Raw genomic sequence first — 12228 nt, forward strand, 5'->3', positions numbered from 1 at the left:
CCCTGTGATCGTCCGGGAAATACCGTGAAGTGGAGAGGACCATGACCGACGAAGCACACCAGGAGATTTTGCGAACCGAGGGCTTAAGTAAATTCTTTCCCGGCGTAAAAGCGCTTGATAACGTCGATTTTAGCCTGCGTCGCGGCGAAATCATGGCCTTACTCGGGGAGAACGGCGCGGGGAAATCCACGCTGATTAAGGCCCTGACCGGGGTCTACCACGCTGATAAAGGCACTATCTGGCTGGAAGGCCAGGAAATCCGCCCGAAAAATACCGCCCACGCTCAGCAACTGGGGATCGGGACGGTTTATCAGGAAGTGAATCTGCTGCCCAATATGTCGGTGGCGGATAACCTGTTTATTGGCCGCGAACCGCGGCGTTTTGGTTTGCTACGCCGCAAAGAGATGGAAACGCGCGCCACGGCGTTGATGGAATCCTACGGTTTCTCGCTGGATGTGCGCGAGCCGCTCAACCGCTACTCGGTGGCGATGCAGCAGATTGTGGCGATCTGCCGTGCAATCGATCTGTCGGCGAAAGTGCTGATCCTCGACGAACCCACTGCCAGTCTTGACACTCAGGAAGTGGAAATGCTGTTTACCCTGATGCGCCAGCTCAGCGCCCAGGGCGTCAGCCTGATTTTTGTCACCCACTTTCTCGACCAGGTTTACGAAGTCAGCGATCGCATTACCGTACTGCGCAACGGCGGTTTCGTCGGCTGCCGTTCCACCAGTGAACTGCCACAAATCGAGCTGGTGAAGATGATGCTGGGGCGCGAACTGGACAGCAACGCGCTGCAACGCGCCGGGCGTACGCTGCTGAGCGAAAAACCGGTGGCGGCGTTTGAGGGCTTTGGTAAGAAAGGGGTCATTTCCCCCTTCAATCTTGACGTGCGCCCCGGCGAAATCGTCGGTCTGGCCGGGTTACTCGGTTCCGGGCGTACCGAAACCGCTGAGGTCATCTTCGGCATCAAACCGGCCGACAGCGGGAGCGCCACCATCAAAGGCAAACCGCAAACGCTGCGCTCACCGCATCAGGCGTCGTGCCTGGGCATTGGTTTTTGCCCGGAAGATCGTAAAACGGACGGCATTATCGCTGCCGCATCGGTCCGGGAAAATATTGTGCTGGCGCTACAGGCGCAGCGCGGCTGGTTGCGTCCTATTGCCCGCAAAGAGCAGAACGCCATCGCCGAACGCTTTATTCGCCAGCTTGGCATTCGTACCCCCAGCGCCGAGCAGCCCATTGAGTTCCTCTCCGGGGGAAACCAGCAAAAAGTGTTGCTCTCACGCTGGCTGCTGACCCGACCGCAATTCTTGATCCTCGATGAACCGACGCGCGGCATTGATGTTGGCGCTCACGCCGAGATCATTCGCCTGATCGAAACCCTGTGTGCCGATGGTCTGGCGCTACTGGTTATTTCGTCAGAACTGGAAGAGCTGGTGGGCTATGCGGATCGGGTGATTATCATGCGCGATCGCAAACAGGTAGCGGAGATCCCGCTCGCTGAACTGTCGGTCCCGGCGATCATGAATGCCATTGCGGCATAAGGAGTAGAGTGTGATGCCTCAATCTCTTGGGCAAACCGGGGCGCCCAGGCGGCGTATTAACTGGCCAACCGGCACGCCGCAACTGATAGCCCTGCTGCTGGTGCTGCTGGTGGACAGCCTCGTCGCGCCCCATTTCTACCAGGTGGTGCTACAGGATGGTCGCCTGTTTGGTAGTCCTATCGACATTCTTAACCGGGCCGCGCCGGTCGCACTGCTGGCGATCGGCATGACACTGGTCATCGCGACGGGCGGGATCGACCTGTCCGTGGGCGCGGTGATGGCCATTGCTGGCGCAACAGCGGCGTCGATGACCGTCGCCGGACACAGCCTGCCAGTGGTGTTGCTGGCCGCGCTGGGGACTGGCGTCCTGGCTGGTCTGTGGAACGGCATACTGGTGGCGGTGCTGAAAATTCAGCCTTTTGTCGCCACGCTGATCCTGATGGTCGCAGGGCGCGGTGTGGCGCAGTTGATCACCTCCGGGCAAATCGTCACCTTTAACGCCCCGTCGCTGGCCTGGCTCGGCAGCGGTTCCCTGCTGCTGTTTCCGACGCCGGTCATTATCGCGCTGGTCACACTGTTGCTGTTCTGGTTGTTCACCCGCAAAACCGCGCTCGGTATGTTTATCGAAGCGGTGGGGATTAACATTCGCGCGGCGAAAAACGCCGGGGTGAATACCCGCACGGTGGTGATGCTGACCTATGTGCTGAGCGGCGTGTGTGCGGCGATAGCCGGGGTGATTGTCACGGCGGATATTCGCGGTGCTGATGCCAACAACGCCGGGTTGTGGCTGGAACTGGATGCGATCCTCGCGGTGGTGATTGGCGGGGGGTCATTAATGGGCGGGCGTTTTAACCTTGTGCTGTCGGTGGTTGGCGCATTGATTATTCAGGGGATGAATACCGGGATTTTGCTCTCCGGTTTCCAGCCAGAACTCAACCAGGTGGTGAAAGCGGTCGTGGTGATGTGCGTGCTGATTGTGCAGTCGCCGCGCTTTATCGCGATGATTAAAGGAGTGCGCGGCCATGATAAAACGTAACTTACCGCTGATGATAACGTTGGGCGTCTTCGTGCTCGGCTATCTCTACTGTCTGACGCAATTTCCGGGGTTCGCCTCCACGCGTGTGATTTGCAACATTCTGACGGATAACGCCTTTCTCGGCATTATCGCCGTGGGCATGACGTTTGTGATCCTCTCCGGCGGCATCGATTTGTCCGTCGGGTCGGTCATCGCCTTCACCGGGGTATTTCTGGCGAAAGCCATTGGCGACTGGGGCATCTCGCCGCTGATGGCTTTTCCGCTCATTTTGATTCTGGGCTGTGCGTTCGGCGCCTTTATGGGGTTGTTGATTGATGCGCTAAAAATTCCTGCTTTTATCATTACCCTTGCCGGGATGTTTTTCCTGCGCGGGGTCAGTTACCTGCTGTCGGAAGAGTCGATTCCGATCAACCACCCGATTTACGACACGCTCTCAAGCCTGGCGTGGAAAATTCCCGGCGGCGGCAGACTGAGCGCTATGGGATTGCTGATGCTGGCGGTGGTGGTGATCGGTATTTTCGTCGCCCATCGCACCCGCTTCGGTAACCAGGTTTACGCCATTGGCGGCAATGCCACCTCGGCGAACCTGATGGGCATCTCCACCCGCAGCACCACCATTCGCATTTATATGCTCTCCACCGGGCTGGCGACGCTGGCGGGTATTGTCTTCTCCATTTATACCCAGGCGGGATACGCGCTGGCGGGCGTCGGCGTTGAACTGGACGCCATTGCGTCGGTGGTGATTGGCGGCACGCTGTTAAGCGGCGGTGTGGGCACGGTGCTGGGAACGTTGTTCGGTGTGGCGATTCAGGGGCTGATTCAAACCTATATCAACTTTGACGGCACGCTCAGTTCGTGGTGGACAAAAATCGCCATTGGTATTCTGTTGTTTATTTTTATCGCGTTGCAACGTGGCCTTACCGTGCTGTGGGAGAATCGGCAGAGCTCTCCTGTTACACGTGTTAGCACAAACGCTACAAAATAATAACACACTGAAATCTTTATTTTTTCCTAAAGTAATTCCGTTAGCAGTCGATAACTGACGAATGGGCTTAATTTACGCCAAAAAGTATCACTGCTACCGGAATTCACATCATGCTTAAAACGCTTTCGATCCGTACTGGTTTACTTTCGTTGTTGGCTGTTATGACTCTCCTCCTGCTGCTGGTGAGCGGCATTGGAGTGTATGCACTAAATAAAAGTTCCTCATCGCTGGAGCGTATCAGTCAGTTGCAGGGCGAGAAGATGGCGCGCCTGAGCGAAGGCTATACCCAGATCCTGCGCGCCCGTAATGAAGCAGGTCAGGCCGTGCGTATGATGGAAGTCGGCTTGCTGGATGATGCGGCAAAATCGGTCAAGATGATTAATGCCGAAATCACCCTGGGCGAAACATCCCTCACCAGCGTTATCAAGGCTGGCATCGAGGATGAAAAAGGCGCAGCGCTGCTGGCGCAGGTGGCGAAAAGCTACGGCGATTACGTCAGCCAGGGCATTACGCCGATGCAGGATGCGCTGAACAAACAGAGCGCCGACACCTATTATGAACTGCTGGAAAACAAGCTGATCCCGATCTCCCGTCAGTTCGATACCGATATGCAGGCCTTCCAGAGCTGGGGCGAAGCGCGCGGCAAAGCGGAAGTGACCGCCGTTCAGAGCAGCAAAAACGTCGTGATGATGCTGATTGTGGTGGTGGCGCTGCTGGTGGCGGGCATTATCGTGCTGGCCTGGCTGGCGCTGCGCCATATGCTGCTCAAACCGCTGGAAACTTCAATACAGCAGCTTGAGCATGTGGCGGCAGGGGATTTGACGTCGACCACCTCCGGAGCAGCCAGTGTCGAGTTCAACCGGCTTAACGCGGCAATTGAAGAGATGCGCCAGTCGCTGGTCGGGTCGGTGACGCGGGTGCGCGACGCCAGCTCGCAAATTGATACCGGCAGTCGTGAGCTGGCCGCTGGCAACGTCGATCTCTCCCAGCGTACCGAATCCACGGCGACATCGCTGGAGCAGACCGCCGCCAGCATGGAGCAAATCACCGCCACGGTGAAACTGAATGCCGACAACGCCGAGCAGGCGCATAAACTGGCGCAGGCCGTCTCCGATACCGCCGATCGCGGCAGCGAAATGGTTTGCTATGTCATTGAAAAAATGCGCGATATCTCCGGAAGCTCCGATCGTATCGCCGATATTCTTAGCGTTATCGACGCCATCGCTTTCCAGACCAATATTCTTGCGCTGAACGCCGCCGTTGAAGCCGCGCGCGCCGGAGAACAGGGGCGCGGTTTCGCCGTGGTTGCCGGTGAAGTGCGTAACCTTGCCAGCCGCAGCGCCGAATCGGCGAAGGAGATCCGCTCGCTTATCAGCAGTTCGCAGGCGCACGTGTCTGAAGGCAGCGATCTGGCGATGCAGGCCGGCGAAACGATGGACGAAATCGCTGAAGAAGTGTTGCGAATGACCAAACTGATGCGCGAAATCGCCAATGCCTCGCAGGAACAGAGCCGCGGTATTGAGCAGGTCAATATTGCCGTCAGCCAGATGGATGAAACGGCGCAACAGAACGCGGCGTTAGTACAACAATCTTCGGCGGCCACGCGCTCGCTGGAAGAACAATCTCGTGAATTGTTGCAGGCAATGGCGTCGTTCCGCCTGCAACCTCAGGGATAAATCAGCAAAGAAAAACGCACCGTTGTGCGCTAAAAAAAACGCCACATAACGTGGCGTTTTCTCTTCTTTCCGGTCTTACGCGTCCGGGAACTCACGCATGTAGCGTTCAACATCGTCAACCATATGCTCATTGCCGACGAAGAACGGACGGCGCTGGTGCAGGCTTTCCGGTTGAATATCCAGAATACGCGCTTTACCGTCGCTGGCTTTACCGCCCGCCTGTTCAGCGAGGAAGGCCATCGGGTTGCATTCGTACAGCAGACGCAGTTTCCCTTCCGGGTGGCTGGCGGTGCTTGGGTAGAGGTAAATCCCACCCTTCAGCAGGTTGCGGTGGAAATCCGCCACCAGAGAACCGATGTAGCGCGTGGTATAAGGGCGGTTTGTCGCCTTATCCTCTTCCTGACAGAACTTCAGGTATTTCTTCACGCCCTGCGGGAATTTGATGTAGTTGCCTTCGTTGATGGAGTACGTGTTGCCACGCGCCGGGAAGCGCATACGCTCCTGACACAGGCAGAAGACGCCCAGCGACGGATCGTACGTGAAAGCATGAACGCCGCAGCCGGTGGTGTAAACCAGCATGGTTGAAGAACCATACACGACGTAACCGGCGGCAACCTGTTTGTTGCCCGGCTGCAGGAAGTCTTCCATGGTGACCGGCGTGCCTACCGGCGTAATACGGCGGTAGATAGAGAAAATGGTCCCGACAGAGACGTTAACGTCGATGTTGGAAGAGCCATCCAGAGGATCCATCAGCACCACGTATTTGGCGTGCTCGCAACCTTCGAAAACGACAATTTCGTCTTCTTCTTCAGAGGCGATGCCTGCCACGATATCGCGGGCGCGGAGTGCAGCTTTCAGTTTTTCATTGGCGAACAGGTCGAGTTTTTGTTGCTCCTCACCCTGCACGTTTTCAGCACCGCTGGCACCCAGGATATCGACCAGACCGGCCTTATTGATATCACGATGAATGATCTTGGCGCCCAGTTTTATCGCCGACAGCAAAGCAGTCAGTTCACCCGTTGCATGCGAGAACTCATGCTGCTTTTCGACAATAAATTCACCTAACGTTTTCATAACACTTTCCCTGCATTTTTAATATGGAGTAAAGCGATTGTAGCCTGTGGTTTTCAGGTTGCTTAGAACAGCAAGTTCCGGATATTAAACAGCTCGCGCCGTAACAGCCAGAGCTTTCGCAAACGAAAACGCGGCGGACATACAACAATACTAACAAAGATTAAAAACTTCGCGCACAGGTGAATCGCGCCAGCTACATACGGATTATCCTGAAATGCATTTCTCAGACGTTAAACATATGAGTAAAATGTGCGCCAGTTTAAGAAAGGATAATGACGTATGCGCATTCATATTTTGGGGATTTGCGGCACTTTTATGGGCGGGCTGGCCATGCTGGCGCGCTCGCTGGGTCATCAGGTTACGGGTTCGGATACCAATATTTATCCGCCGATGAGTACCTTGCTGGAAAAAGAAGGTATTGATCTGATTCAGGGATATGACGCAAGTCAGCTCGATCCCGCGCCGGATTTGGTGATTGTTGGCAACGTGATGAAACGCGGAAACCCGTGTGTGGAAGCGGTGCTGGAAAAAAACATTCCGTTTATGTCCGGCCCGCAATGGCTGCACGATTTTGTCCTGCGGGATCGCTGGGTTGTGGCGATTGCCGGAACGCACGGTAAAACCACCACTGCGGGCATGGCGACCTGGATCCTCGAAGCTTGTGGTTACAAACCCGGCTTTGTGATTGGCGGCGTACCGGGTAACTTCGACGTCTCCGCACGTCTGGGCGACAGCCCGTTCTTCGTGATCGAAGCTGATGAGTATGACTGCGCCTTCTTCGACAAGCGTTCCAAATTCGTCCATTACTGCCCGCGCACGCTGGTGCTCAATAACCTTGAGTTTGACCATGCGGATATCTTCGACGACCTGAAAGCGATCCAGAAGCAGTTCCACCACCTGGTGCGAATTGTGCCGGGGCAGGGGAAAATCATCTGGCCGGAAAATGACATCAATCTGAAACAGACGATGGCGATGGGCTGCTGGAGCGAGCAGGAACTGGTGGGCGAGCAGGGCCACTGGCAGGCGAAAAAACTGAACACCGATGCATCCAGTTGGGAAGTGTGGCTGGATAATGCGTGCGTGGGTCAGGTGAACTGGGGGCTGGTGGGCGAGCACAACATGCACAATGGCCTGATGGCGATTGCCGCGGCGCGCCATGTCGGCGTTGCCCCGGCGGATGCGGCGAATGCCTTGGGTTCCTTTATTAACGCCCGCCGCCGCCTTGAGCTGCGTGGCGAAGCTAACGGCGTAACGGTGTATGACGACTTTGCTCACCACCCGACGGCCATCCTCGCGACGCTGGCTGCGTTGCGCGGTAAAGTTGGCGGCACCGCGAAGATCATTGCCGTGCTGGAACCGCGCTCGAACACCATGAAAATGGGGATCTGCAAAGACGACCTGGCACCATCTTTAGGACGCGCGGATGAAGTTTACCTGCTGCAACCGCAGCATATTCCGTGGCAGGTTGCAGAAGTGGCCGACGCCTGCGTGCAGCCTGCGTACTGGAGTGCGGATGTTGACGTGCTGGCGGACATGATTGTCAAAAGCGCGCAGCCGGGCGATCACATCCTGGTCATGAGTAACGGCGGCTTCGGCGGCATTCACCAGAAACTGCTGGATGGCCTGGCGAAAAAAGCGGAAATCGCAGCCGAAAACGCCTGACCCCGGCAGTGCAAATAAAAAACCGCGCCTGGTATCCCGGCGCGGTTTTTTTATGGCTGTGGTTTACTCTTTCGCCATGGGGGTCTCAATGGCTTGCGGGGTTTTGCTGCCCTGAATCTCTTTTACGCGTTTTTCCACATCCGCCACCTGGCTACCGTTATGCAGCAGGGTGTAGGTCAGATCAAAGCGTGTGCTCTGGCCCGGTTGCAGCTGTTTCACGCGTTTTTGCTGGCGTTCAATGGTGACCGGGTAGGCATAGCTGGTGCCCGGCTCGATGCCGGTGACGTAGCCCTGTTTTTCCGTGTCGGTGTTTTTCCACAGCGTCAGCACCGGCAGTTGTTCGGTGTTGTAGCTGATGGATACGCCTTTATCGCCGGCTTTGTTCAGCAGGGCGGCGACGGTTTGTTTATTGGCGTCGGCCAGCGGTTTGATGTTAAACACCATTTCGTCGAAGCCCTTGGTTGGCCCGGCGTAGGTTTGCCACTCTTTCAGACCCGCTTTCGCGTAATCGTTGAACGGGCTGACGTTTTCGTACGGCGTGATAAAGCGAGCGCCTTGTTCAAGGATCGGTTTGCCGAAGTTGCTGTGATAGATAATCTGGTAGTCGTGGGGGTAATCCGCGTGGTTGGTCAGCACATCATGCAGGCTGAAGCTGTTGCTGCCCGGAATATAGCGCAGCTCCATTTCGGTTTGCAGATCGGCTTTTTTAAAGGTGCTCTCCTTCACCAGCCCACGAATGCGGATCTCATACGGCGCGGTTTCGCTGACGTCCACCGACACCTGTGATGCAGGCGTATTGCCCACTTTGCCATGCAGGGTGTAAATCTGCCCGTCTGCGGTGACCGGGTGGCCGGTCCATTCGTAACCGCAGCGCACCACCATCTCGTTGAAACCTTCCAGCCAGCCAAGGCCGTTACGGCTTTCGAGGTTGATAAATGCCGGGTTCACCACTTCTTTGACCGGGGAACTCCACCCCATATGCACCCCGAAGCCGTCGGCATACAGCAGGTTCATGCCGCGAGTGGGGCTCAGGGCAATAGTGAGCCCGTTTTTGCTGGTGATCTTGATGACTTTACTGCCTTCCTGTTTGCCGCCGTGCAGTACGATTTGTTCAATGCTGAACTGCTGTCCTTTGACGTTCAGCTGATCGCTGCTGATCCGCCAGTTTCCTTGTTCAATACCGCCTTCAGCACTTGTCAGCACCCAGGTTTTCGCCATCACAGGGCCAGAAATAAGCAGTGCCAGCGCGGAAAGCATTACGGTTTTTTTCATCATTTATTCCTTTTATGCTGAATCGATTATGTTTACCACGATTGAAATCTACGTTTTGCGCAGGCAGGAAAATGTGATCCGTTTCATCTGATGAAAATGAGCGGCAACAAGAGGTTAAATAACTGGTATTGATCGCATTTATTTATGAAATGCAAAATATTGATAGGAAGAATTTGTGAGATGCATTGATTTTAGCTTTAACGATTCAGCTAAAATACTCAATGCCGAAATGTCGGCAGTGTACGGCGGTAAAACAAAGGGATAAATAAAAGAAAACCCTCCCGACAGGGAGGGTTGTACGTGCGGTTATCAGGCGTCGTTACTCTCAGCCAGTTCGCGCAGATACTGGAAGATCAACCGCGCGGACTTCGGCGGTTTGTTGCCTTCTTTCTCTTTTTGGGCGTTGCGGATAAGTGAACGCAATTGCTGACGATCGGCCTCCGGCCACAGATTCAGCACATCCGGTACGGCATCGTCGCCCTCTTCAATCAGACGATCGCGCAGATGTTCCAGCTTGTGGAAAAACGCCACCTGCTGGTTATGACGGTTTTTCAGCTTATCCAGCGCCTGGCGGATAGGATCCACATCGCGTTGACGAAGCATTTTGCCAATCAATTGCAACTGACGGCGACGACCCTCTTTCTTAATGCGCTGCGCCAGTTCAATGGCATCGCGCAGATCCGGGTCAAGCGGGAGTTTATCCAGCGCGTTTTTGCCCAGCTCTACCATTTCTGCGCCAAGCTGCTTTAACTCTTCAGCATCGCGCTTAATTTCACTCTTACTGACCCAGATGATCTCATCATCTTCGTCTTCAATATCATCACCGGGCACGTCGTCGAGCCAGTCGTCGGGCTGCTTTGTCATCTCAGGCTCCTTAAAAAAAGAGGCTAATGTTACCAGTTAAGGCGCGCACTGAAAAACGGTTCTCTGTTAGACTTCAAAGATTCTCTCCCTTAATTATGGCATTGGCGATGAAAGTGATCACACAAGTTGCACAACAACGCAAAGTACTGGAAGACGCAGTTTCCACGGCGCTGGAGCTGGCCTCCGGGAAGGCGGATGGTGCGGAAGTGGCTGTCAGTAAAACCACCGGCATCGGTGTCAGCACGCGCTACGGCGAAGTGGAGAATGTTGAATTTAACAGCGATGGCGCACTGGGCATTACCGTCTATCACCAGAACCGTAAAGGCAGCGCGTCATCCACCGATCTCAGTCCGGACGCCATTGCCCGTACGGTGCAAGCGGCGATCGATATCGCCCGTTACACCTCGCCGGATCCTTACGCGGGCGTTGCGGATAAAGAGCTGCTGGCTTTTGATGCCCCGGATCTCGATCTGTTCCACCCGGCGGAAGTGACGCCGGATGAAGCCATCGAGTGGGCTGCGCGCGCGGAGCAAGCTGCGCTGAAAGCAGACAAACGTATCAACAATACCGAAGGCGGGAGCTTTAACAGCCACTATGGCATCAAAGTGTTCGGCAACAGCCACGGTATGCTGCAAAGCTACTGTTCCACCCGTCACTCCCTGTCGAGCTGCGTGATTGCGGAAGAAAATGGCGATATGGAGCGCGATTACGCCTACACCATCGGGCGCGATATCCGCGATTTGCACACGCCGGAATGGGTTGGTGAAGAGTGCGCGCGCCGTACTCTGTCCCGCCTGTCGCCGCGTAAGCTGTCGACCATGAAAGCACCGGTGATTTTTGCCAACGAAGTCGCGACCGGGCTGTTTGGTCACCTGGTCGGCGCGATCGCCGGCGGCGCGGTATACCGTAAATCCACTTTCCTGCTGGATTACCTGGGCAAACAGATCCTGCCGGAGTGGCTGACGATTGAAGAGCATCCGCATCTGCTGAAAGGCCTGGCTTCCACGCCGTTCGACAGCGAAGGGGTGCGCACCGAGCGTCGCGATATTATTAAAGACGGCGTGCTGACCCAGTGGCTGTTGACCAACTACTCAGCGCGCAAGCTGGGGCTGAAGAGTACCGGGCATGCGGGCGGCATTCATAACTGGCGGATTGCCGGGCGCGGCCTCAGTTTTGAACAAATGCTGAAAGAGATGGGCACCGGTCTGGTGGTAACAGAATTGATGGGGCAGGGCGTTAGCGGCATCACCGGCGATTACTCACGCGGCGCCGCCGGTTTCTGGGTGGAAAACGGTGAAATCCAGTATCCGGTGAGCGAAATCACCATTGCCGGCAACCTGAAAGAGATGTGGCGCAATATTGTTACTGTCGGTGACGATATTGAACAACGCAGTAATATTCAGTGTGGTTCAGTGTTACTCCCGGAGATGAAAATCGCCGGACAATAACTCCGTGGCGCTAAGACCTGCGCCTTCAGCGTGATAATAAAAAAGGAAGTGAGCAATGCGTAAAAACCTGTTAGCAATCCTTGCTGTGTCGTCGTTGTTTATGGGCTCGGCGGTGTTTGCCGCCGATCTTGAGGATGATATGGGCACCCTGAGTGACAACCTCAAAGTGGTGCAGAAAACCAATGATGCCACCGAGCTGAAAGGCGCATTAACCAATATGCGCACCGCCGCGCTGGATGCGCAAAAAGCCACCCCGCCGAAGCTGGAAGGGAAAGCGCCGGATAGCGCCGAGATGAAAGATTATCGTCACGGCTTTGATGTGCTGGTTGGGCAGATTGACGATGCGCTGAAGCTGGCTAACGAAGGCAAAGTGAAAGAAGCGAAGGCGGCCGCTGAAGGTCTGGCTAACACCCGCAACACCTATCACAAGAAATTCCGCTAAGCATACCCGGCGGGGCTGCGGCCCCGCTTTACCGATAAGTAAACCTTATTCATCTCACACTTTTCCCCTTCGGCTCGCCGTTTTTTTATTCTCATTTCCCCACTGATTTCCGCAACTTTTCTGCATTCCTGTGACCTTTGCCCAGTCAAAAATCTCCAATGACCCGTTTTATGTGGCGCAGATCACTAAGACCTTCCGCCTTTCCACTTCGAAGTGGAAAACTCC

The 12228-nt window shown here is 55.4% G+C and carries 10 protein-coding genes; 7 read left to right on the forward strand and 3 right to left on the reverse strand.

The genetic code is table 11. The features are described 5' to 3' along the window. Window positions 1-41: 41 nt before the first annotated feature. From ytfR to ACQ3G7_RS08385, 4 genes are all read left to right on the forward strand, one after another. A complete protein-coding gene (gene ytfR, locus ACQ3G7_RS08370; RefSeq protein ID WP_430889500.1) occupies window positions 42-1544 on the forward strand; it encodes a galactofuranose ABC transporter, ATP-binding protein YtfR in 1503 nt (500 codons plus the stop codon). A gap of 10 nt (window positions 1545-1554) precedes the next feature. Continuing rightward, window positions 1555-2580 carry a galactofuranose ABC transporter, ATP-binding protein YtfT gene (gene ytfT, locus ACQ3G7_RS08375; RefSeq protein WP_430889501.1) on the forward strand — a complete coding sequence of 342 codons (1026 nt, stop codon included), beginning with the start codon at window positions 1555-1557 and terminating at the stop codon, window positions 2578-2580. Continuing rightward, complete coding sequence (yjfF, locus tag ACQ3G7_RS08380; protein ID WP_263098286.1) at window positions 2567-3565, forward strand: galactofuranose ABC transporter, permease protein YjfF; 999 nt, start codon at window positions 2567-2569, stop codon at window positions 3563-3565. Before ytfT ends, yjfF begins: the two co-directional genes overlap by 14 nt. A 110-nt stretch (window positions 3566-3675) precedes the next feature. Continuing rightward, window positions 3676-5241, forward strand: a complete 1566-nt coding sequence (locus tag ACQ3G7_RS08385; RefSeq protein ID WP_430889502.1) for a methyl-accepting chemotaxis protein — start codon at window positions 3676-3678, stop codon at window positions 5239-5241. Between the two features lie 75 nt (window positions 5242-5316). Here the strand turns inward: ACQ3G7_RS08385 and fbp are convergent, their stop codons facing one another. Beyond that, window positions 5317-6315, reverse strand: coding sequence for a class 1 fructose-bisphosphatase (gene fbp / locus ACQ3G7_RS08390; RefSeq protein WP_263098284.1), 999 nt, complete (start codon window positions 6313-6315; stop codon window positions 5317-5319). A 279-nt stretch (window positions 6316-6594) separates the two neighbouring features. Here fbp and mpl point away from each other — a divergent pair, with 279 nt between their 5' ends. Next, window positions 6595-7977: a UDP-N-acetylmuramate:L-alanyl-gamma-D-glutamyl-meso-diaminopimelate ligase gene (gene mpl / locus ACQ3G7_RS08395; protein WP_430889503.1), complete on the forward strand. Its 1383-nt coding sequence runs from the start codon at window positions 6595-6597 to the stop codon at window positions 7975-7977. A gap of 63 nt (window positions 7978-8040) precedes the next feature. On the opposite strand, the gene ACQ3G7_RS08400 is transcribed toward mpl, so the two are convergent. Next, the gene (locus ACQ3G7_RS08400) at window positions 8041-9249 is read right to left on the reverse strand and encodes an aldose 1-epimerase family protein (RefSeq protein ID WP_430889733.1); all 1209 of its coding nucleotides are present in this window, start codon (window positions 9247-9249) and stop codon (window positions 8041-8043) included. Between the two features lie 309 nt (window positions 9250-9558). Then, entirely contained in the window at window positions 9559-10113 is a 555-nt protein-coding gene (gene yjgA / locus ACQ3G7_RS08405) for a ribosome biogenesis factor YjgA (protein ID WP_263098282.1), read from the reverse strand. Between the two features lie 95 nt (window positions 10114-10208). Between yjgA and pmbA the strand changes: the two genes are divergently transcribed. Both pmbA and cybC read left to right on the forward strand, forming a co-directional pair. After that, window positions 10209-11561, forward strand: a complete 1353-nt coding sequence (gene pmbA / locus ACQ3G7_RS08410; RefSeq protein ID WP_263098281.1) for a metalloprotease PmbA — start codon at window positions 10209-10211, stop codon at window positions 11559-11561. A gap of 55 nt (window positions 11562-11616) precedes the next feature. After that, the gene (cybC, locus tag ACQ3G7_RS08415) at window positions 11617-12003 is read left to right on the forward strand and encodes a cytochrome b562 (RefSeq protein WP_061498298.1); all 387 of its coding nucleotides are present in this window, start codon (window positions 11617-11619) and stop codon (window positions 12001-12003) included. Window positions 12004-12228 lie beyond the last annotated feature (225 nt).

It is taken from the genome of Kosakonia sp. N21 (genome assembly GCF_050587465.1).
Lineage (GTDB): Bacteria > Pseudomonadota > Gammaproteobacteria > Enterobacterales > Enterobacteriaceae.